Here is a 22,381-nt window from a genome sequence, read left to right on the forward strand (position 1 = left end):
ATAAATTTTTCTTGTTTTTTAGTGTGTTATTGTTGCAAAACAGTTGCGCACAAAACACTAAAAAACAAGAAATTATGAATACAGATTATATAACCAAAGTGAAAAATATTTATAAAGATGTTAAATCATACGATTATAATCCTATATATCAAGTTCGTTATGATAAATTAGATTGTCCTCTTGAAATTTATGTAAACGACATATTGGTTATCTATTTACCCGGCAGTGGTAAATCTGCAGGAGAGCAACATGTTGAAATTCCACAATACATTCTAAAAAGTGGTTTGCAAAGTATAAAAGTAAAAATTTATCCATTATTAGATAAAAGTAAAAATTTTGAAAAATTTGTTTCTAGAGATGCAAAATTAAAACTAAGAGTGGTTTATGGAGATTATAGAAAAGATTTAAAAGGTGGTGTATTTAATTCTACAGAAGTTATGAAATTCGAACTACCGAAAATAGACACAGATTTACCATTTGTAGAACTTGAAGGTAAATTTACAGCTACAGTTCCTTATACATTAGAGGGTTGGAGCAAAGGTGTAGATTTAAGCAAAGAAGATCCCGATAAACTAGAAGTAGAAGTAAAAGGCAGAATAAACGAAATTGCCGATTTGTACCGAAATAAGGACATTGAAGGATTAGCAAGAGAGCAATATAATAGATCAAGAGAAATTGAACAATCTTTTTATCTTAATAAAAAGGAAAAGTCAGAAGAATTAATAACTGAATTGCAAGATGGGTTAAAGGAATCAATAAAAACTGAAGTACTAGAAGGTAAAATGAAATTAATGGCAGAAGGGAAGTTGGTTACAGTGTTAATTAATAGTGGTCCGTTTTTTAATAAAGCAATAATTAGAGATAAACTTAAAGAAGGTTATGTTGTTTATCCTCAATATTTTTATCGCCCTAGCCCAGGAGCAAAACTCGAAATTATTAGATAAATATGAAATCAATTTATAAATTTTTCTTGTTTTTTAGTGTGTTGTTGTTACAAAACAGTTGCGCACAAACTGCTAAAAAACAAGAAATTATGAGTACTGAATACCAAGATAGAATAAAAAACAATTATAAAAATGTAAAATCGTACGATTATAATCCTATATATCAATTACGTTATCAAAGTTATAATTGTCCCATGGAAATTTATATTAATGATGTTTTGGTTGTTTATTTAGCAGGTGGAGGTAGATCTGCAGGTGAGCAAATTGTACAAGTACCTAATTATATTCTTAAAAGTGGAATACAAAGTTTTAGAGTGAAAATTTATCCTTTGTTAGATAAAAATAAAAATTTCGAAAAATTTGTTTCTAGAGATGTAGAACTAAAATTAAGAGTAACGTATCAAGATTACGAAAGAGAGAAAAATGGGAAATATACTGAAGTTATTAAAGCTGAATTACCCTTAATAGACAAAGATTTACCATTTATAGAATTAGAAGGCAAATTTAAAGCAGTGGTGCCATATGTTTTAGAGGGTTGGAGTCAGGGCGTTGATTTAAGTAAAGAAAATCCTGAAAAATTAGAAGAAGAAGTGATAGTTAAAATGAACGAAATTGCCGATTTGTACCGAAATGAAGACATTGAAGGATTGGCAAGAGAGCAATATAATAGAGTAAAAGAAATAGATCAAGCTTTTTATTTTACTACCAAAGAAAATTCAGAAGAATGGGAAATAGAATTAAAAGATGATTTTAATCAATCAATAGGTGTTGAAGTTGTAGAAGGTAAAATGAAAATAATGGGAGAAGGAAGATTAGTGACAATTTTAATTGATAAAGGCCCTTTTTACAATAAAGCAGTAATAAGAAGCGAGACAAAAGATACTTATAATGTTTATCCTCAATATTTTTATCGCCCAAGCCCAGGAGCAAAACTCGAAATTATTAGATAAATATGAAATCGATTTGTAAATTTTTCTTGTTTTTTAGTGTATTGTTGTTGCAAAACAGTTGCGCACAAAACACCAAAGAAAAGGAAACGATGATAACCAAAGAACAATACAACAGTATATCCAAAGAAGTAAAAAAATACGATCATAACCCAACTTATCAACTTAAAGTAAATACTAATCTTTGTACTTACGAAATTTACATTAATGATATGTTGGTCGATTTTTCTTTTACAACAGGAAGAACGGCTGGTGAACAAAATATTGATATACCCCAATATATTCTTAAGAGTGGAATTCAATCAGTACGTTACGTTGTTTATCCAAAAGCTATAAAAAATGGAATCTTAGAGAAATTTGTAGATCATGATACTGAATTTAGTTTGCGAATTGTACATGGAGAATACTATAAAACAAAATTTAAAGATTTCATCGAAGATTATCGTGCAAAATTACCTAAAATAGATGATGATGTTCCATACATAAAAGTAGAAGAGAATTTTACAGCAAAAGTTCCATATGAATTAGAAGGCTGGAGTAAAGGAGTAGATTTAAGCAAAGAAGAGCCTAAAAAACTAGAAGAAGAAGTGTTAGAAAAATGCAATAATGTTAGAGATGCATTTAATAATAAAGATGTTAATACAATTGCAACAATGATATATAAGAGAGAAAAAGAAATAGCTCAAGCTTTTTTTTCGATTCAGAAAGTAATGGTAATTATAACAATGGTTGGAAAGAATTAGAAGAAAAATGTAATGCTCTAATTGAAATGAAGCCAATAGATAATTACTCTATGAAAATATTAGGTAATGGGAAAGTTGTATGTTTATTGAAGAATGAAGGTAAACTAAAAAATTTTCCTGTTGTTTATGGAACCACTGGTGAAAAATTAAGATTTTATGGATTATTTTTTTATCGCCCAAGCCCAGGAGCAAAACTTGAAATTATTAGATAATGATAACCTTTTCATTAAAGAAATACAGTTTTTATTTTATCACCACTTTTATTTACAGTGTTAGTTATAGTATCTTGTATTTAATTATGTTTTATTCCGAAAAAATTAATGTAGGAAATGAATTAGATATAATGGATCTACTCTGGTTCCAAGTAATCGGCACATTTATACTCATCTTTTTTCATTCTTGAATCCAGTAAATGTTTTTTTTAGTGCTAAAGAAGGTATTGAGCAAAGAAAAAAGCTAAACCAAAAGTATTATGATTATTTGGGTATTAATATCATAGAGCTAGATAATAGTATGGCTGTATTTCTAATTTCATGCATGATTTTTTTCGTTAGTTTTATTGCTGTATCCATATTTGTATTAATTCTATATTTTATAAGCCCTGCAATAATTGATATTTTAAAGTTCCCATTTGATTTAATGAAAAATATAAATCAATCTGAATTGTATTATGGAATTTATGTTTTCTTATTTCTAAACGTTGGATACATTCTCTTAAATCCTGAAAAATCTTTCGGAACATATAATTTAAAGTTCTATTTGTATCTGCGTAGTTGTATACCTGCTGCAGGATTTAGTTTATTGTTCACAGTGCTCAATGGATTTTTTATGGATGCAGACTCACTTGATTTCGAAAATAAGCTAAAAATAGCTTTTGTGCTTTTTTTAATGTGAGTTTGCTTTATAATTATTATTTAGTAGAAAAAGGAGAATTACACTTAGAGGAAAAAGAATAATCAGTTATAAATGAGGGAAAATAAAAATTATAAGTCATGAAAACCAAACAATTAATTTTAATGCTATTGTTTAATTTATCTATTATAAGTTGTAATTCACAAAACAAAGAAACATACTGGGAAATATCTAATATTTATAGAGAAGACAAAGAAGAATTTAAAGGTTTGACTGGTTATTATATGCAAAAAATATTTGATAATAATTTTCATTTTATCAAAAAAATGACAGTCTTTATTTTGAATTACCTGAAAAATTTATTGTAGATCTAAATAATTTTAAGAGGCTAAAACAAATAAAAATAGAGGAGAACGGTTATTTTGAGATGTATGATTTTGCCTTTACCGGTAAAACATTTATAATAAAGTTTAAAGATAATGCAACATTTTCCAATTCAAAAAATACTATTATAGAATTTAGTCAAATTTCCAAAGAGAAATTTGAAAGCGATATTCAAGAAGAAATTGCTTATGTGGAGAAAATCAAACAAAAAATAAATGTTTTAAAAAATGAATTAGCATTAAAACCACAAATAGAATTAAATGAAGTTGTGAAATTTCCTTTAAAAAAATATACAATACAAAATGATAAAGAACAAAATATTGTTTTAAAAATACCTGAACAGACAGAATTAAAGGAATCAGGGAGTATAAAAAATAATGTGTTCGATGCTATTAAAATTGGAACTTTTAAAGAAAATTCTAAGATTTACGATCTTAAGGATCCTAAAAATGAATACGGATTAAGACAAGTTACAATTTGGGTTTCTACTGATCAAGGTAATTTTAAAATTGAAGATTATCTAAATAAGAGCACTAATAATGTTATATTAAAAAAAGAAGGCAATAGCGTTATTGGATACAAGCTTAGCTATGATTCTAATATAGAAAAAGCAATTATAAACTCTTTGTTTTGCTTAAAATATTATAAAGTAGACAATTCTCATGTTTTTATTTATTCAGATATATATTTATATGAAAATAATAAGCTTATTTCTATTGAAGAGATGAATAAAATTTTAAATTTCAATTATTCAATGTCAGAAAATATAGTAATTGAACATATTTTGAAACAGTAAATGTTAGTATAGAAGCTGTTTATAATAATCAAAAATTGGAGTACACACGTTTTTTTACCATAAGAAAATTGGAATTTACTTAAATTGTAAACTTGTTCATTCTATAAGTAAAACTTAGAGGAAAACGGAAACATATTTAATATCATAAAAAAATAATGGTTCTATTACTATTTATAATAGATTCTGAAAAACTAAAACAATTGGGAAAAGAAGTTTTAGCAAAATACAATGAGATAAGAGATATCTACATGACTGGTACAAAAAATGAACTCGCCAATCTATATTACAATAAAGAAAAAAGATTAGCACAACAAATGTATCTCAATGAAGCAGAAATAAAAGATGGATGGGATAATGACTATCAATTTAGAACTGATGCAAATCTTGATTTTTTTGATTTGAAACCTATTGAAAAGTATGAAATGAAGTTTTATGCCGAAGGGAAAATTATTTGTTTAGAGAAAATAAACAATAAAAAATCAGCATTGTGGGGAGGATTTAAAAGAAAAGATAAAGATGTTGTTACGACTACTTATATATCAGTTTATTTATATAGACCTAAGGGAAGTAATGAATTAAAAACATATTGATGAAAAGAGGTCTTCCAATAAAAGAAACTTCTCCTTTGGAGATGATTATCTTTGCTGTTATGTTTATAATTAGTATTTATTCTTTGTATATTATGTTAACTGTATTTCAACCTAGAATTTATGGTTATAGAATAAATGCTTTGGTAATAAATGTTGATAGTATTAAATCTCATAAAAACAATAATACATACCACTATTTTGGCAAAATAAAATTTAAAAACAAAGTAGGCAATGAAATTATAGAACATTATGGTTTTGATAGTAAACTAAAAAATAATGATAGTATAAAACTTTATTATGATGAAAAATACGGCTTTTATGATTCTGAAAATCAAAATGTTTATTTTATAATTTTAGCAATTCCTTTTATAATTTTGATAATACTCGGTATGTTTTTTTATAAGTATTTTATTCATCGAGAGAAAAAATATTGAAAAAAATATAATCAATAAAAATCTTTACAAGCTAGTCTTTTATGGAAGATGGAAACTCATTTCGTTACAAGCTAAAGATCAACCACGTGAATTTGTTTTTGAATCCATAAATAAAGATGAATACATGATTTTATTCCATAAAAAAGACATTAATTAATACAAAATGAGTTTAAAAACTCGTAACTCTGAATTTGATCTTTGAAAAGAGCTGTCAATGAAAATTTGAAATTTATTTTATGGAATAAATAGTATTTATGAATTTTAAAACCTGAACGAATAAATTATTGTCTTATTATATTTATAAATAGATTATCGTAAAACCAAAAGTAAAAAATATTCGTAAATGTATAAAACAGCAATAGGGTATGTTATAATGCATGATTTGTTGACATTTGGAAAAAGAACACAAAAAATTACAAAGTTTTTTTGCTTAAAAACCTTGGATTTAAGACAAAATCTTCTACATTTGCCGCTGTAATAAAGCGTAAAAGATTGTTTTTGTGCGAATTATAATAAATAAAGTTGAATTTAATAATATATGCTATTGTTTTTCAATACGTTAAGATTTATGAAAATAACAAAGACTGTTTTATTAGCATTTTTAATAACCTTGATAAATGTATCAAGTGTTCTGGCAGATGGAACTCCGCCTGCGCCAACTAGTACTAATAGAACCTCGGCAATTCCACCACCACCTGTCGATGGGCCTATTAATGAATATTTAATAGTTTTGTTAATATGTGGTTTGTCTTTTGGAATACATACGATATACAGATATAATTTAAATAAAAAAGCTTCAATATAAATTGAAGCTTTTTTATTTTATGAAATGTCTCGTCCTGAAATAGCGATACACAAAAAGCCATCGTTATGGAAGATCAAATAAATTATGTAAAGCGTAGTCAACGAGATTACAGTATGTCACTAAAACTTCAGATTGTTAGTGAGATTGAAAAGGGAAATATTTCTATTACTCAAACAAGAAAACAATATGGTATTCAGAGTTATGGAACAGTTTTAAATTGGTTAAGAAAATTTGGTAACTTTGATTGGGAGAACCAAACCCCAACCCAAATGGCAAAAACACCTGAACAGAAGATAATGGAACTCGAAGCCCAAGTGAAATTATTGGAAAAGCAAAAAGCATTATTGGAAAGACAGGCTTTTGTTGCAGACAAAAAAGCTATTCTTTTTGATATGATGATTGATTTGGCTGAAAAGGAATATCGAATTGATATCCGAAAAAACTCTGCACCCGAACAATCGACTACTTCAAACAAAAAGAGCAACAAACAATAGCATTTACCTGTTATTTGTTCGGGATAGACAGACAGGTTTATTATCGAAGAATTAGAAGAAAAAACTCCAGGCAAACCAAAGCTCAAGAGGTTGTTTTACTAGTGGAGGATATTAGAAAAAAGATGCCTAGGATTGGCACTAGAAAATTATATTACCTTTTGTCAGGAGAGCTGCAGGAATTAAAAGTCGGCAGAGATAAATTCTTTGATATACTTAGAGCAAATCATTTATTAATTGAGCCAAAACGGCGCTATCATATAACAACAAACTCACATCATCGTTTTAGAAAACATAAAAATCGAATTTTAGATTTGGAGATAAATCGTCCTGAACAAGTTTGGGTCTGCGATATCACTTACATCGGAAAAAGAGATCATCCATGTTATTTAAGTTTGGTCACAGATGCTTACTCAAAGAAGATAATGGGATATTATGTCGCAGAAAACCTTAATACACAAAGTAGTTTAAAGGCATTGAAAATGGCCCTTAAATACAGAAAAACCAATATATTGACCTTAATCCATCATTCAGACAGAGGTTTGCAATATTGCGCCAACGAATATCAAAGGGAACTAATCAAAAATAAAGTTTTATGCAGTATGACCCAAAACTCAGACCCGTATGAAAATGCTGTAGCTGAAAGAATTAATGGAATTTTAAAACAAGAATTTATGATCGATAAATATCATCAAAAAATTAAAATTAAAAAACAAATTATAAAGGAATCGATAAGTATTTACAATGAACAAAGACCACATTATTCTAATCATATGCTAACACCAAATCAAATGCATTGTCAAAATCAAATGCAAATAAGAACCTATAAAAACAAAAACAGTTGCAAGAACGTTCTTGCAACTGTTTAATTAATTATTTTTATCTAATAATCAGTATCGTTTTTTTAGGACAAGACAAAATATTTGAAATTTTATTTGTTTATAGCGTAAAGCCTTGAAATATATTTTCCTACGACGTCGAATTCCAGATTTATTTTTGTCCCAACCTTAAAGTTTTTGAAATTTGTATTTTCAAAAGTATAAGGTATGATCGAAACACTAAATTCGTTGGTTTTAGAATTTACAACTGTTAAACTAACTCCGTTTACAGTGATCGAGCCTTTTTCGATCGTAATGTTGTTGAGGTTTTTATCGTATTCAAAAGTATAATTCCAACTTCCGTTTGCTTCTTCAATTTTAACGCATGTTCCTGTTTGGTCGACGTGGCCCTGAACAATATGTCCGTCAAGGCGATCGCCGAGTTTCATGCCTCTTTCAAGATTTACAATATCGTTTACCTGCCATTCTCCAATATTTGTTTTTAAAATCGTTTCATCTATAGCGGTTACAGTATAAAAAGAGTCTTTTATGGCAACGACCGTCAGACAAATTCCGTTGTGCGAAACGCTTTGGTCAATTTTCAATTCATGTGTAATTGAAGAGTCGACTGTTATGTGAAGATTGTTTTGGTCTTTTTGTATTTCGTGAATCCTTCCTAGGGTTTCTATAATTCCTGTAAACATTGTTGTTTTATTTTACTAAATTTGCACATCAAAATTAGTAATAAATAATCTGAGCTCATGAATAAAAAAGCAGAAAATATAATTGTTGGAATTTCAATAGGAGATTTAAACGGTATTGGAAGCGAAGTTATATTAAAAACATTCGAAGATTCTCGTATGTTAGAACTGTGTACGCCGGTTATTTTTGCAAATGCCAAAATTCTTTCTTTCGTTAAAAAAAGTTTTACTTCAACGGTTCAATTTCACGGTGTAGATAAATTAGATCAGGTCTTACCGGGAAAAGTAAATGTGTATAATTTATGGAAAGAAGGAGTTGATATTAATTTAGGGGCAAATGATGAGAAAATAGGAACCTACGCCATAAAGTCATTTGTTGCAGCTACCAAAGCGTTAAAAGAAGATTTAATTGATGTTTTAGTTACAGCTCCCATCAACAAATACAATATTCAGTCCGAAGAATTTAAATTTCCGGGACATACAGATTATTTAGGTCAGGAATTAGAAGGAAATGCCTTGATGATGATGGTTCAGGATAATCTTAGAGTAGGGTTGTTAACAGATCATGTTCCTTTAAGTGAAGTTTCTTCGCATTTAACAGAAGAACTGATTATAAGAAAAATCGAAACAGTAAGAAAATCGTTGATTCAGGATTTTAGTATTGTAAAGCCAAAGATTGCTGTTTTAGGATTAAATCCGCATGCTGGTGATGGCGGAGTGATTGGGAAAGAAGATGATTTGGTTTTAAAGCCTACCTTAAAGAAAATATTTGATTCGGGAACAATGGTTTTTGGTCCTTTTCCTGCAGATGGTTTTTTTGGAAGCGGTCAATATGAGAAATATGATGCTATTGTGGCAACATATCACGATCAGGGATTGATCCCGTTTAAGACATTGTCATTTGGAAAAGGAGTTAATTATACTGCGGGATTAAATAAAGTAAGAACCTCGCCAGATCATGGCACAGCCTATGATATTGCAGGAAAAGATATGGCAGATTACAATTCGTTTAAGGAAGCAGTTTATCTCGCGATTGATATTTTTCGCTCGCGTAATCAGTATGAGGAGATTAGCGAAAAACCTCTTAAAATAAAAGAAAAACAGTTATAAACAAAAAAAGGTGAATAAGATTATTAGTTTTACAATAATTTTATATCTTTGCACCCCAATTCGGATATCTAGTTTAGATATGAAGAGGACAAATTGATGTTGAAATGAGCAAAACAAAAGAATTTTTAATTCCATTTATTGGATTAAAGCTGGGAAAACACCATTTTGAGTATCAAATAAGTAATGCGTTCTTTGAGAACTTTGATTACGACGAATTTCAAAGTTCGGATATCAAAGTGAGTTTAGTTTTAGATAAGAAAAGCAACATGTTAGAGTTGGAATTCAAACACAAAGGAACTGTAAATGTACCTTGTGATCTAACAGGCGAAGATTTTGATCTTCCTATAAAAGGAAAAATGAAATTGATTGTTCGCTTTGGAGATGAATTCAATAATGATAACGAAGAGCTGTTAATTCTGCCGCATGGTGAACATGAAATAGATGTTGAACAATACATTTATGAAATGATTGCGCTTTCGGTACCACTAAAACGAGTTCATCCTGGAGTTAAAGACGGAACTTTACAAAGTGAAGCTTTAACCAAACTGAATGAATTAAAAGTAAAAGAACAAAAAGAAGAGAGTAAACAAGAAGAAGATATTGACCCGCGTTGGGACAAACTAAAGAAACTATTAACGGATAAATAATATAGTAAAATGGCACATCCTAAGAGAAAAATCTCGAAAACAAGAAGAGATAAGAGAAGAACACATTATAAAGCTACTGTAGCTCAAATCGCTACATGTCCTATTACTGGAGAAGCACATTTATACCACAGAGCTTACTGGCATGAAGGTAAAATGTATTACAGAGGGCAAGTTGTTATCGATAAATCTGAAGCGGTTGCTTAATACGTTTTTGTAAATTATACTAGAACTCTCACATAGTGAGAGTTTTTTTTGTTGGTTATAATTTTCGGTTTTTAAGAAAATAGATACAAATTCGCTTCGTTTTTTTTGTACTTTTCAAGTCTTTTAAAAATTTTTCAAATAATAATATTTGGAAGGAAATAATAGAATATAATGAATACAATCACAGCCGCAATTACCGCTGTTGGAGGCTATGTTCCAGACTTTGTTCTTTCGAACAAAGTGTTAGAAACAATGGTAGATACCAATGACGAATGGATTACCACTCGTACCGGAATTAAAGAAAGAAGAATTCTTAAAGATGCTGACAAAGGAACATCGTTTCTTGCTATAAAAGCAGCACAAGATTTAATCGCGAAAGCTAATATCGATCCGCTAGAGATAGATATGGTAATCATGGCAACAGCTACAGCAGATATGCCAGTAGCCTCTACAGGAGTTTATGTTGCTACACAAATTGGAGCTACAAATGCATTTGCATATGATTTGCAAGCCGCATGCTCAAGTTTCTTATACGGAATGTCAACTGCTGCAGCATATGTGCAGTCAGGTCGATACAAAAAAGTACTATTAATTGGTGCCGATAAAATGTCATCAATTGTAGATTATACAGACAGATCAACTTGTATTATTTTTGGAGATGGAGCAGGAGCTGTTTTATTCGAACCAAATTATGAAGGCTTAGGCTTGCAAGATGAATACCTACGAAGCGATGGGCAAGGACGCGACTATCTTAAAATCCCTGCCGGTGGTTCTTTAATACCTACTACAGAAGAAACCGTAAAAAACAGACAGCACAATATTATTCAGGACGGGAAAACCGTTTTTAAATTTGCTGTTACCAATATGGCTGATGCAAGCGAATTGATCGTAAAAAGAAACAATTTGACTAATGAAGATGTAAATTGGTTAGTGCCTCATCAGGCAAACAAACGTATTATTGATGCAACTGCAGGAAGAATGAATCTTGATGATTCTAAAGTGTTAATGAATATCGAAAGATATGGTAATACAACTTCAGCTACTTTGCCATTAGTACTACACGACTTTGAACACTTATTGAAAAAAGGAGATAATATTATTTTTGCCGCTTTTGGTGGAGGATTCACTTGGGGATCTATCTATTTGAAATGGGCTTACGATAAAAAATAAATTAAAACTAAAAACGAATCATTATGGATTTAAAAGAAATTCAAAACCTAATCAAATTTGTAGCAAATTCGGGAGTTGCAGAAGTAAAGTTGGAAATGGATGATGTGAAAATCACTATTAGAACAACTTTAGAAGGAAATGTTACTGAAACTACTTATGTACAACAATTGCCTGCTCAAGCGCAATTACCACAAGCAGTTGCTCCTCAACAAGCTCCAGCTGTTGTAAATGTAACTAGCGAAGTATCTGCTCCGGCTGAAGATTCGAAATATATTACTATAAAATCACCAATCATTGGTACTTTTTATAGAAAACCATCTCCGGACAAACCAGTTTTCACTGAAGTAGGAAGCACTATTGCAAAAGGTGATGTTCTTTGTGTAATTGAAGCAATGAAATTATTCAACGAAATCGAATCAGAAGTTTCAGGTAAAATTGTAAAAATTCTTGTAGATGATATGTCTCCTGTAGAATTTGACCAACCTTTATTCTTAGTTGATCCATCATAAATAAATTTAGATTTTAGATTTTAGATTTTAGACTGGTTCGCAATAGAAATTTTGTTAATCATCTAAAATTATCTAATGATCGAATTGTCTAATTATCTAATTAAAGTAAGATGTTTAAAAAAATATTAATTGCGAATAGAGGAGAAATTGCACTTCGTGTAATTCGTACATGTAAAGAAATGGGAATCAAAACTGTAGCAGTTTACTCTACAGCCGATGCAGAAAGTCTACATGTAAAGTTTGCTGATGAAGCGGTTTGTATTGGTCCTCCTCCAAGTAACTTATCGTATTTGAAAATGTCAAATATCATTGCCGCTGCCGAAATTACAAACGCAGATGCAATACATCCAGGATATGGATTTCTTTCTGAGAATGCTAAATTCTCAAAAATTTGTCAGGAACACGGAATCAAATTTATTGGTGCTGCTCCTGAAATGATTGACAGAATGGGAGATAAAGCTTCTGCTAAAGCAACAATGAAAGCTGCAGGAGTTCCATGTGTACCAGGTTCTGAAGGATTGTTAGAATCTTTCGAACAAACACAAAAATTAGCTAAAGAATTTGGTTACCCGGTGATGCTTAAAGCAACTGCTGGTGGTGGTGGAAAAGGAATGCGTGCTGTCTGGAAAGAAGAAGAGCTTTTAAAAGCTTGGGAAAGTGCACGTCAGGAAGCTGCTGCAGCATTTGGAAATGATGGTATGTACATGGAGAAACTTATTGAAGAACCACGTCATATCGAAATTCAGGTGGTTGGAGATTCATACGGAAAAGCATGTCATCTTTCTGAAAGAGACTGTTCAGTACAACGTCGTCACCAAAAACTAACTGAAGAAACTCCTTCGCCATTCATGACAGATGAATTGCGTACTGCAATGGGTGAGGCTGCTGTAAAAGCCGCTGAGTTCATTAAATACGAAGGTGCAGGAACTGTAGAATTTTTGGTTGATAAACACAGAAACTTCTACTTCATGGAAATGAATACGCGTATCCAGGTAGAACACCCAATCACAGAACAAGTTATTGATTATGATTTGATTCGTGAGCAAATTATGGTGGCTGCCGGAATTCCGATTTCAGGTAGAAACTACTTACCGGAATTACATGCTATCGAATGTCGTATTAATGCTGAAGATCCTTATAATGATTTTCGTCCTTCACCAGGAAAAATTACTACGCTTCATATGCCAGGAGGTCACGGAGTTCGTTTAGATACTCACGTGTATTCTGGTTACACTATTCCGCCAAATTACGATTCGATGATCGCTAAATTAATTACTACGGCACAATCTCGTGAAGAGGCTATCAGCAAAATGCGCAGAGCTTTGGATGAGTTTGTTATCGAAGGTGTTAAAACTACAATACCTTTCCACAGACAATTAATGGATGATCCGAGATATATTGCAGGAGATTATACAACTGCATTTATGGATACTTTTAAAATGAAACCCATAGAAGAATAATATAAAAAGGCTGTCAGATTTGGCAGCCTTTTTTTGTTTTACATCATGTCGCAAACCCGATGGGTTTTTAAAACCTGTCGGGTTTTGTGTAATGAAATCTAGCATATAAAATCCGACGTTTCTAAATTCCTCAATTATATCGCATTTTAATTATAGCCCGTGGTTGAAACCACGGGAGATGCGTTGGAAATAATAATGGTGATCATTATTGCGTTCCAACGGTTGAAACCGTTGGCTATGTTTATAGCATTGTGTAAAGAGCTATTGATTTTGATAATCATTTTTCATATCAACCCCAACAGGTTTTAAAAACCTGTCGGGGTTACTTTTTATATGGTAAACACATTTTGTGTATACTTTTTACACACAATATCAGTGAATTACACACTTTTTTAATTTACTGATTTTTGGCACATTCGCCTAAATGTCTTTAAAAACAGGCTTTTGCAGAGATTAAGCGATTATCATTTTGTTACGGCATAGTTATTTCATTATCTAAAGCGTAAACAACTATTAACTATTTAAATATATACACATTATGAAAAATTTATTTTTATCAGCCGCAATCGTTTTGGGAAGTTTAACATCATTCGCTTCAACTTCACCAATTTCAAATACAATCGTAAAAACAATTTCTATTCAGGATGAATACACAGAAATTAAGGTAGAAGAAGTTCCTGCTGCAATTACAGATGCTTTGAAAAAAGCTTATCCGGACGCAGTACTTTCAAAAGCATACAAAAATGCAAAATCAGAATATAAATTAGATGTTACAGTAGGTGACAAAGTTGGTTCTCTTTATGCTAATGCAGACGGAACATGGATTAAAAAATAATTTAATAGACTTTTATGTTTATTCAAATTAAGAATACTAAAATAAAATTACAAATATTAAAATATGACTATTATGAAAAATCTATTTTTATCAGCCGCAATCGTTTTGGGAGGTTTAACATCATTTGCTTCAACTTCTCCAATTTCAAATACAATCGTAAAAACAGTAACTATTCAGGATGATTATACTGAGATTAAAGTAGTAGAAGTACCAGTTGCAGTTACGGATGCACTTAAAAAAGCATACCCGGATGCAGTACTTACAAAAGCATACAAAAATACAAAATCTGAATACAAATTAGAAGTTACCGTAGGAGATAAAGTAGGTTCTCTTTATGCTAATGCAGACGGAACTTGGATTAAAAAATAAAAATAATATCTGATTTACAACAGATTACTAAAAATTAACGTTATTACTTAAAATATATTATTATGAAAAATTTATTTTTATCAGCTGCAATCGTTTTGGGAGGTTTAACATCATTTGCTTCAACTTCTCCAATTTCAAATACAATCGTTAAAACAATTTCAATTCAGGATGATTATACTGAAATTAAACTTGAAGAAGTGCCGGCTCCTATAACAGAAGCTCTGAAAAAAGCTTATCCGGATGCAGTGCTTTCGAAAGCATATAAAAACACAAAATCTGAGTACAAATTAGATGTCACTGTGGGAGACAAAGTAGGTTCTCTTTATGCTAATGCAGACGGATCTTGGATTAAAAAATAAGTCGACTAACCAACGACTTAGGTTATAAATTACACTAAAAAACTATTATTATGAAAAAGTTAATATTATCAGCGGCAATTGTTCTGGGAACATTGTCGATGCAAGCAGGAAATACTGTCGTTTTAAATTCAAATATTAAAATAGTAAATTTTCAAGACGAATATAAAGAAATCGACGCTGTTCCGGCAGCAGTTAAAACATCTTTAGATAATGCTTATCCAGGCGTAAAGCTAGAAAAAGCATATGTAAACGCAAAGAAAGAGTATAAAATCGAAATTAGCGTTAGAGATGTTAAGTCTATTGTTTATACAGACGAAAAAGGAACAATCCTTAAAAAATAATATAAATTAACATCAACCCAAACAACAATCACTATGAAAAAGTTACTATTATCCACAGCAATCGTTTTAGGAAGTTTAACTGTAAATGCAGCTACCGTTCCGTTAATAACAAATTCAATGAATCAATCAGTAACTATTCAGGATGAATTTACTGAAGTTAGTGCTGATGCTGTGCCTGCCGCAGTAAAGTCTACGGTTGAAAAATCTTTTCCGGGAACAAAACTTGAAAAAGCATATGTAAACGAAAAGAAAGAATATAAACTTGAAATCTCAAAAGGAGATCAAAAGTATACTGTATTTGCAGATGCTGAAGGAAACATCATTAAAAAATAATTATCATGAAAAAGATTGTCCTTTCAGTAGCGATCGTTTTAGCAAGTTTATCTATTTACGCAACCACAACTTTACAATCTGAAATAGTGAAAAGTGAAGTTGCTATACAAGCCGAATATACAGAAATCAGTGCCGATGCGGTTCCTACGGCTGTTAAAACAGCCTTGGAAACTGCTTATCCGGGAGCAAAATTGGTAAAAGCATATGTAAACGATAAAAAAGAATACAAACTAGAAATATCGGTAAAAGACCAAAAGGCTACTGTTTTTTCAGATGTCAATGGTAACTGGTTAAAAATATAATTAGGTGAATTAGATTTATGTTTTTGGTGAAAAAGAGATTGTTGGGAAACAATCTCTTTTTTTTGCAAAATTTTATGAAAATACAAGTTTAATAGTGTTATTTTAGCAGAAAAGTCCCTAAAAACAGATGCCAAAGATATTATTAATAGAAGATGACATTTCATTTTGCAAATTATTAGAACGATTTCTATTAAAAAAAGCATATGATGTAACTATTGCATTCTCAGCAGAAGAAGCACGATTAGCGATCAAAAAAGAATCTTTCGATTTGATTTTGACAGATCTTCGTTTGCCTGATTCTGACGGTATTGGACTTATGAAAGAATTTAAAGATTCTTACCCCGATATTCCTGTAATTTTAATGACCGGATATTCAGATGTTAATACAGCGGTAAAAGCAATCAAAAATGGTGCTGCCGATTATATCTCAAAACCTTTTAATCCTGATGAGGTTTTATTAGTAATTACAAATGCTCTACAAAGCGAAACGACAACAGAAGAAACTCCGTCAAAAGAAAAAAAGCACCAAAAAAACAAACAACTTCTTCTGAAAATGAATTCGTAAAAGGAATTTCTGTTGCTTCAAAAAAATTGCTCGATCACATTCAATTGGTAAGCCCAACGGATATGTCTGTTTTAATTATTGGCGAAAGCGGAACAGGAAAAGAAATCATTGCCAAAAGCATTCATCAGCAAAGCAATAGAAAAAATAATAATTTCATAGCAGTCGATTGTGGAGCAATTCCAAAAGAATTAGCTGCAAGTGAATTCTTCGGTCACTTGAAAGGATCTTTCACCGGAGCTATTAGCGATAAAATGGGCTATTTTGAGGCTGCTAATGGAGGAACTCTTTTTTTAGATGAAATAGGGAATCTATCCTACGAAAATCAAATACAGCTTTTAAGAGCGCTTCAGGAACGTAAAATCAAACCTGTTGGTAGCAATAAAGAAATTAATGTTGATATTCGAATCATTACTGCAACAAATGAAGATTTACGCGAAGCCGTTAAAAACGGTGATTTCCGTGAAGATTTATACCATAGAATAAACGAATTTTCAATTCAGTCTCCATCATTAACGGACAGGGGAGAAGATCTAATGGTTTTTGCCGATTATTTTTTGGAGAAAGCCAATCAACAACTGAACAAGGAAATTATCGGATTTTCGCCGGAAGTGGTTGATATTTTTCAAAAATACAGCTGGCCCGGAAATTTACGCGAATTACAAAACTGTGTAAAACGCGCCACATTATTATCTCGTGGTGATTTTATAGAAAGCGATGTTTTGCCTGCAGAGTTTTTTCAAATTCAAAAACAAAGTTCAAATACAGGTAATTTTTCATTGTCTGAAAATGAAAAAGAAGCCATTATCTATGCCTTATCAAAAGCGCAAAATAATAAATCTGAAGCAGCAAAATTGCTTAAAATTACCAGAAAAACACTTTACAATAAATTGAAGCAATACAACATCGATTAAACAATTTCTTGTTTTAAAGATGTGAAAAGAGTTTCGGTCTTGATTTTTAAGCTTTCGAAAATATTTTCTAAACCTTCACTTTCTAAATCTTTTCTTTCCAGGTTTTTAAGAATATTCCCAATTTCATTTGCCTGAATTTGCCTGAACATTGGAGCAATTCTGTGAGCAATTGTATTGATTTCTGTTATATTTTGTTGGGCTATTGCTTTTTCTAAAAAGACCATATTTTCATCGGTACTTTCAACAAACGATAGAATGACATCTTTTAGTGCTTCATCGTCATTTCCTAAAAATTCTTTTAAAGTTTCTAATGAATAGAATTGAGCTGAATTTGGTTCAACTTCATTACCTTCATTAGTTGGAATCTCTTTGTTCTCTAAAATATGCTGAATCGTTTGTAGTAATACTTTTGGCGAATAGGGTTTTTTAATTACTGTCGTAAATCCTGCTTCGGTGTAAACGGATAAATCCAAATCAGTTCGCCCTGTAAGTGCAATTATTGGCTGGTTTTTATAGGTTGAAAAATTGTAGTTTCTCAATTTTTTAATAAACGTAAAGCCATCCATTTCCGGCATTTGAATATCAGTAATAATAAAATCGAAATTCGTGTTTGAAACAGCTTCTAATGCTTTTGTAGCTCTGTCAAAAGATAAAACTTTATGTTTTTCCTGTTTTAAAACTCCACTCGTTAAATTCAGTAAATTGATGTCGTCGTCGATAACAATAAAAGTAAATTTTTTATTATTTATAAAAGCAGGTTTTTTAATTTCAGGAATTGCATTCTGACTGGTGTCAAACAATAATGGCAGTTTAATTTCAAAAGTACTTCCTTTTCCAAAAGTGCTTTCAAGATTTAAAGTTCCGCCCAGAATCGATATTATTTTTTGGCAAATTGCCAGACCCAGGCCAGTTCCGCCATATTTCTTTTCGATGTTTTCATTCGCCTGAGCAAATTCTTCAAAAACCAGTTTCTGATTTCCTTTTTCAATTCCTATTCCTGAATCTTCAATTGTTATAATAAAAAAAGGATCTTCAATATCTGCAAAAGCACTTATTTTTATAAAACCTTCTTCAGTAAATTTATAAGCATTTCCAATAATGTTGCTCAAAATTTGTTTTAAACGAAATGGGTCTCCTACTACTTTTGTGTTTAGCTTTTCATCAACATTAATAATCAGTTCAATATCTTTTTGTTTATAAACCGTCTGGATATTTTTGGCAACATCTTCAATAATTTCAGGTAAGTAAAACGGTACCTTTTCGATTGTGATTTTTCCAGCCTCGATTTGAGAGAAATCCAATAAATCCTGAACCAATTGCGAAATATATTCAGATGAATTTTTAATGTTTTTTACAAAATAGGATTGCTTCGAGTTTACATCAGAATTCCCTAAAAGTTCTGTGTAACCAACAATTGTACTTAATGGCGTTTTTAAATCGTGACTTACTGTCGAAATCAACTGTTCGCGGCTTTTCAGCAGATTTTTGGTTTTGAAATTCGCAATCTCAAGCTGCTTTTTATACAATTGCGATTTTGAATAATCACTAACAATTAAAACCGAGAAAAACAGCGTTAAAATCAAACCAATTATAGCCGAAGCCGTAACAATTTCATTGACCTTTTTAAGTGATTTTTCTTTTAGTGAATTGTTTTTAATAGAGTTAATGATGATTTCCCTTTCGATAATTCGAAGCACTTTTCGAAGTTGTTCCGAAATTGCAATCTCATTTTTCAAGAGTTTATTTTCTTCAAAATTCAAAGACTCTTTTTTCTTTTCTGCTTTTAGTTTTACATTGCTAAGCAGTTTTTTTGAATTGGCCAAAATAGAATCCGAGGCTTGCTTACTCAACGTATTGGTGCTGTCATCGGGAATATTTTGATTAAGATAATCAACATATTTCTGCAATACATTTCGCTGATAATTGCCAAGATCATTTGGGTTTTTGGTAAAATCCTGAAGTTCTAATTTACGCAGTTTAAACTCCATTTTGGTAATCTCGTCAATCGCCGTATTTACCGAAACTTCGTCTTCTGCTTTATTTTTTATCGTTTTTAATTGCCGGATGTTTTCTGTTTTTTCAGATAGTAAATAATTTACACTATCCAATAAAACCTTTTGATATTCTGTAGTAACAATTTGTTTTAAAGTATCAATCCTGCATCGCAACGAATCTGTTTCGGTAAGATAGCTTTTAAAATCACTTTCTGAATTGGTTTGAATTGTTTTTCTGGCGAGACTTTCGGTTTTGTAAACATTCGAAAAAAGTTTGCTGACTCTTAGGATTTTTGTTTTTTCGAAAGCAATCTTGCCTTCAAGTTTATTGTACACCACATTCTCTGAATACAAAAACCATCCAACAGTAACAACTAATCCCAATAAGGCAATATAACTGAAGAGGACTTTTATTGCAGTGTAACTTCTTTTGCTCTCCATAGGCTGTAATTGCTGGTATTTTTAAAATTGAAAGTATTGCAATTTATTTAAAATTTTCTGATTTTCAAGTATAAAATCATATCAATATGTTATATAATTGTAATATGAATTTACAAAAAAGCCATCTATTTTTGCCGACTAACAAAGTTGAATCTGCAAAAATAGATGGCTTAATTTATTTATTTAATAGATTAAAGCGTTTCGCTTAGCCATTTAAAAAATTCTCCCTGCCAAACCTGAGCATTTTGTGGCTGTAAAACCCAGTGATTTTCTTCTGGAAAATAAACCAATCTGCTTTTAATTCCGCGAAGTTGTGCAGCCTGAAAAGCTTCTTGTCCCTGCCCAATTGGTACACGGAAATCTTTTCCTCCCTGAAAAATTAAAATCGGTTTATTCCAGTTTTGTACCAAAGTTGCCGGATTAAAAGTAGTATAAGCTTTTTGAGCCACAGCATTGTCTTTTTCCCAATAAGCACCGCCAAAATCCCAATTGTTAAAGAAAACTTCTTCGGTTGTTCCCAACATACTTACCGTATTGAAAACGCCATCGTGAGCTATAAAAGTTTTAAAACGATTGTTATGAATTCCGGCTAAATAAAATACCGAATATCCGCCATAACTTGCACCAACACAACCTAAACGGCTTTTGTCTACATAATTTTCTTTGGCAACATCATCAATCGCAGAAAGGTAATCATCCATAACCTGTCCGCCCCAGTCTTTACTAATTTGTTCGTTCCATTCAACACCGTGACCTGGCATTCCGCGACGATTTGGCGCTACAACAATATACCCTTTTGCCGCCATTAAAGAGAAATTCCAACGGTAAGAATACGATTGTGTCAACGCACTTTGTGGTCCGCCCTGACAGAATAATAAAGTTGGATATTTTTTTGAAGCATCAAAATTTGGAGGCAAAATTACCCAAACCAACATTTTTTTGCCATCAGTTGTTGTAACATAACGTCTTTCGGTTTTGCCTAACGTCAATGTTTTATACGTTTCGGTATTTACATTTGAAAGTTGTTTCCAGGTGTTTTTCTTCAAATTAAAAGAAAAAATTTCCGGAGCGTGATTCATATCATTTCTTGTTACGATGATATCATCGCCAGAAAATCCTACTAAATCATTTACATCAAAATCACCATTTGTAATTTGACGAACCTGAATTGCAATTCTTGTTAAACCCGGAAAATTGACAACAAAAAGTTGTTTTGTACCATCAACCGGAGCAACAAAATAAACGTTTTTACCATCTTTGCTCCAGATAAAATTATCTACAGTTCCATCCCAATTTGCCGTTAAGTTGGTTTTGATTCCTTTAAACTCAACAATAATATCATTTTTGTCAGCCTCGTAACCGTCACGTTTCATTTGCAGCCACGTTAAATTTCCTGTTGGAGAAAATTGCGGAGCCGTATCGTAACCCAAGTTATCTTCGGTTCTGTTAGTAGTTTTTTGAGTTTCTAAATTGTACTCATAAATATTGGTATTGGTCGAAATCGCATATTCAGTTCCTGCTTTTTTCTTGCACACATACAAAATACTTTTTCCGTCAGGAGACCAGATATAATCTTCGTCACCGCCAAAAGGTTTTTGCGGAGAATCAAAAGTTTCACCTTTTAAAATATCAATTCCTGCTGCGCCTTCTTTATTTTCTTTATAAAAAACGTGGTTAAATTTTCCTTCATTCCACGTATCCCAATGACGATAATCTAAACCATTATAAATCTGAACGTCAGATTTTGTCAGGTTAGGATAATAATCTTTACCTAAAACCTTGTCAATTTTCACCTCTTCATTATACACTAAAAATTTTCCGTCAGGCGAAATATTTTTGTCTTTCAAAACCTCTTTAGTATCTTTAATTTCAGTTGCATTTCCACCATTTACAGGAATCGTGTAAAATTTAGAATGCGATTTGTTTTCTTCAACAGAAGGAGTTGAAACCTTAAAAACAACATTTTTTTCATCTTTCGAAAGCCCAAGTGCAGAGACTCTTCCTAACTTCCATAACAATTCCGGTGACATTACATTCTGTCCGATAGCATTTAAACTCATCATTATTAAGGTTGTAAATAATACTTTTTTCATAATAAAATTCTAATTTTTGTGGGGCTAAAAGTACGGATTTTAAATTCCAACTTTTAAATTCCAAATTCCAATTTAATGTTAAACTTACCATCTTGCACACCTTATTGTCACCCTAAGCGTCCCGAGACTTCGGGAGAAGGCTTAAGTGTATGAAAAGGGCTTCTCCCGAAGTCTCGGGACGCTCAGCCTGACATAGTCAGAAATAAACCTTAAATCGAGTTTGACTCCCATAA

Annotated in this window: 27 protein-coding genes and 1 pseudogene; 25 read left to right on the forward strand and 3 right to left on the reverse strand. The window is 31.3% G+C overall.

What is annotated here, in order from left to right; genetic code table 11:
• Positions 1-74 precede the first annotated feature (74 nt).
• The 12 genes from ACZZZT_RS04590 to ACZZZT_RS04645 all read left to right on the forward strand — a co-directional run bounded on the left by ACZZZT_RS04590 (position 75) and on the right by ACZZZT_RS04645 (position 7,855).
• On the forward strand, positions 75-944 hold the full coding sequence (locus ACZZZT_RS04590) for a hypothetical protein (RefSeq protein WP_463459568.1): 870 nt from the start codon (positions 75-77) through the stop codon (positions 942-944).
• Positions 945-946: 2 nt separating this feature from the next.
• Positions 947-1,894: a hypothetical protein gene (locus ACZZZT_RS04595; protein WP_463459569.1), complete on the forward strand. Its 948-nt coding sequence runs from the start codon at positions 947-949 to the stop codon at positions 1,892-1,894.
• A gap of 2 nt (positions 1,895-1,896) precedes the next feature.
• On the forward strand, positions 1,897-2,634 hold the full coding sequence (locus ACZZZT_RS04600) for a hypothetical protein (RefSeq protein WP_463459570.1): 738 nt from the start codon (positions 1,897-1,899) through the stop codon (positions 2,632-2,634).
• A gap of 26 nt (positions 2,635-2,660) precedes the next feature.
• Positions 2,661-2,846, forward strand: a complete 186-nt coding sequence (locus ACZZZT_RS04605) for a hypothetical protein (protein WP_463459571.1) — start codon at positions 2,661-2,663, stop codon at positions 2,844-2,846.
• A gap of 187 nt (positions 2,847-3,033) precedes the next feature.
• The gene (locus tag ACZZZT_RS04610; RefSeq protein ID WP_463459572.1) at positions 3,034-3,528 is read left to right on the forward strand and encodes a hypothetical protein; all 495 of its coding nucleotides are present in this window, start codon (positions 3,034-3,036) and stop codon (positions 3,526-3,528) included.
• A 98-nt stretch (positions 3,529-3,626) separates the two neighbouring features.
• Positions 3,627-3,854: a hypothetical protein gene (locus ACZZZT_RS04615; RefSeq protein WP_463459573.1), complete on the forward strand. Its 228-nt coding sequence runs from the start codon at positions 3,627-3,629 to the stop codon at positions 3,852-3,854.
• 59 nt (positions 3,855-3,913) lie between these two features.
• Positions 3,914-4,666, forward strand: a complete 753-nt coding sequence (locus ACZZZT_RS04620) for a hypothetical protein (protein ID WP_463459574.1) — start codon at positions 3,914-3,916, stop codon at positions 4,664-4,666.
• 155 nt (positions 4,667-4,821) lie between these two features.
• Positions 4,822-5,256, forward strand: coding sequence for a hypothetical protein (locus ACZZZT_RS04625; protein ID WP_463459575.1), 435 nt, complete (start codon positions 4,822-4,824; stop codon positions 5,254-5,256).
• Positions 5,256-5,690, forward strand: a complete 435-nt coding sequence (locus ACZZZT_RS04630) for a hypothetical protein (protein ID WP_463459576.1) — start codon at positions 5,256-5,258, stop codon at positions 5,688-5,690. The genes ACZZZT_RS04625 and ACZZZT_RS04630 overlap by 1 nt, the downstream gene beginning before the upstream one ends.
• Positions 5,691-6,258: 568 nt before the next feature.
• Entirely contained in the window at positions 6,259-6,495 is a 237-nt protein-coding gene (locus ACZZZT_RS04635) for a hypothetical protein (protein WP_463459577.1), read from the forward strand.
• 65 nt (positions 6,496-6,560) lie between these two features.
• Positions 6,561-6,989, forward strand: coding sequence for a transposase (locus tag ACZZZT_RS04640; RefSeq protein ID WP_463459578.1), 429 nt, complete (start codon positions 6,561-6,563; stop codon positions 6,987-6,989).
• A gap of 14 nt (positions 6,990-7,003) precedes the next feature.
• Positions 7,004-7,855, forward strand: a complete 852-nt coding sequence (locus ACZZZT_RS04645) for an IS3 family transposase (RefSeq protein ID WP_463459579.1) — start codon at positions 7,004-7,006, stop codon at positions 7,853-7,855.
• 62 nt (positions 7,856-7,917) lie between these two features.
• Here the strand turns inward: ACZZZT_RS04645 and ACZZZT_RS04650 are convergent, their stop codons facing one another.
• On the reverse strand, positions 7,918-8,508 hold the full coding sequence (locus tag ACZZZT_RS04650) for a riboflavin synthase (RefSeq protein ID WP_042565558.1): 591 nt from the start codon (positions 8,506-8,508) through the stop codon (positions 7,918-7,920).
• Positions 8,509-8,565: 57 nt separating this feature from the next.
• Here ACZZZT_RS04650 and pdxA point away from each other — a divergent pair, with 57 nt between their 5' ends.
• From pdxA to ACZZZT_RS04715, 13 genes and pseudogenes are all read left to right on the forward strand, one after another.
• Positions 8,566-9,615, forward strand: coding sequence for a 4-hydroxythreonine-4-phosphate dehydrogenase PdxA (gene pdxA, locus ACZZZT_RS04655; RefSeq protein ID WP_463459580.1), 1,050 nt, complete (start codon positions 8,566-8,568; stop codon positions 9,613-9,615).
• A 104-nt stretch (positions 9,616-9,719) separates the two neighbouring features.
• A complete protein-coding gene (locus ACZZZT_RS04660; protein ID WP_042565560.1) occupies positions 9,720-10,262 on the forward strand; it encodes a YceD family protein in 543 nt (180 codons plus the stop codon).
• A gap of 9 nt (positions 10,263-10,271) precedes the next feature.
• A complete protein-coding gene (gene rpmF, locus ACZZZT_RS04665; RefSeq protein WP_031455170.1) occupies positions 10,272-10,466 on the forward strand; it encodes a 50S ribosomal protein L32 in 195 nt (64 codons plus the stop codon).
• Positions 10,467-10,637: 171 nt separating this feature from the next.
• Positions 10,638-11,636: a beta-ketoacyl-ACP synthase III gene (locus tag ACZZZT_RS04670; RefSeq protein WP_042565561.1), complete on the forward strand. Its 999-nt coding sequence runs from the start codon at positions 10,638-10,640 to the stop codon at positions 11,634-11,636.
• A gap of 23 nt (positions 11,637-11,659) precedes the next feature.
• Entirely contained in the window at positions 11,660-12,145 is a 486-nt protein-coding gene (gene accB / locus ACZZZT_RS04675) for an acetyl-CoA carboxylase biotin carboxyl carrier protein (RefSeq protein WP_042565562.1), read from the forward strand.
• Positions 12,146-12,255: 110 nt separating this feature from the next.
• Positions 12,256-13,605, forward strand: a complete 1,350-nt coding sequence (gene accC, locus ACZZZT_RS04680) for an acetyl-CoA carboxylase biotin carboxylase subunit (RefSeq protein WP_042565563.1) — start codon at positions 12,256-12,258, stop codon at positions 13,603-13,605.
• 538 nt (positions 13,606-14,143) lie between these two features.
• Positions 14,144-14,440, forward strand: coding sequence for a hypothetical protein (locus ACZZZT_RS04685; protein WP_042565565.1), 297 nt, complete (start codon positions 14,144-14,146; stop codon positions 14,438-14,440).
• Positions 14,441-14,512: 72 nt separating this feature from the next.
• Positions 14,513-14,809 carry a hypothetical protein gene (locus ACZZZT_RS04690; RefSeq protein ID WP_073397614.1) on the forward strand — a complete coding sequence of 99 codons (297 nt, stop codon included), beginning with the start codon at positions 14,513-14,515 and terminating at the stop codon, positions 14,807-14,809.
• A gap of 62 nt (positions 14,810-14,871) precedes the next feature.
• Positions 14,872-15,168 (forward strand): hypothetical protein, encoded by a 297-nt coding sequence (locus ACZZZT_RS04695; protein ID WP_042565566.1) that lies wholly within the window; start codon positions 14,872-14,874, stop codon positions 15,166-15,168.
• 50 nt (positions 15,169-15,218) lie between these two features.
• The gene (locus ACZZZT_RS04700; RefSeq protein ID WP_463459581.1) at positions 15,219-15,509 is read left to right on the forward strand and encodes a hypothetical protein; all 291 of its coding nucleotides are present in this window, start codon (positions 15,219-15,221) and stop codon (positions 15,507-15,509) included.
• Between the two features lie 33 nt (positions 15,510-15,542).
• On the forward strand, positions 15,543-15,842 hold the full coding sequence (locus ACZZZT_RS04705) for a PepSY-like domain-containing protein (RefSeq protein ID WP_042565568.1): 300 nt from the start codon (positions 15,543-15,545) through the stop codon (positions 15,840-15,842).
• 5 nt (positions 15,843-15,847) lie between these two features.
• Entirely contained in the window at positions 15,848-16,144 is a 297-nt protein-coding gene (locus ACZZZT_RS04710) for a PepSY-like domain-containing protein (RefSeq protein ID WP_073397618.1), read from the forward strand.
• A gap of 127 nt (positions 16,145-16,271) precedes the next feature.
• Positions 16,272-17,620: pseudogene (locus tag ACZZZT_RS04715) on the forward strand (sigma-54-dependent transcriptional regulator).
• On the opposite strand, the gene ACZZZT_RS04720 reads toward ACZZZT_RS04715, so the two are convergent.
• The gene (locus ACZZZT_RS04720) at positions 17,617-20,055 is read right to left on the reverse strand and encodes a hybrid sensor histidine kinase/response regulator (protein WP_463459582.1); all 2,439 of its coding nucleotides are present in this window, start codon (positions 20,053-20,055) and stop codon (positions 17,617-17,619) included. The pseudogene ACZZZT_RS04715 and the gene ACZZZT_RS04720 sit on opposite strands and share 4 nt — an antisense overlap.
• A gap of 191 nt (positions 20,056-20,246) precedes the next feature.
• Positions 20,247-22,148: a S9 family peptidase gene (locus ACZZZT_RS04725; protein WP_463459583.1), complete on the reverse strand. Its 1,902-nt coding sequence runs from the start codon at positions 22,146-22,148 to the stop codon at positions 20,247-20,249.
• Positions 22,149-22,381: the final 233 nt, after the last annotated feature.

Source organism: Flavobacterium sp. AC274 (assembly GCF_979258275.1).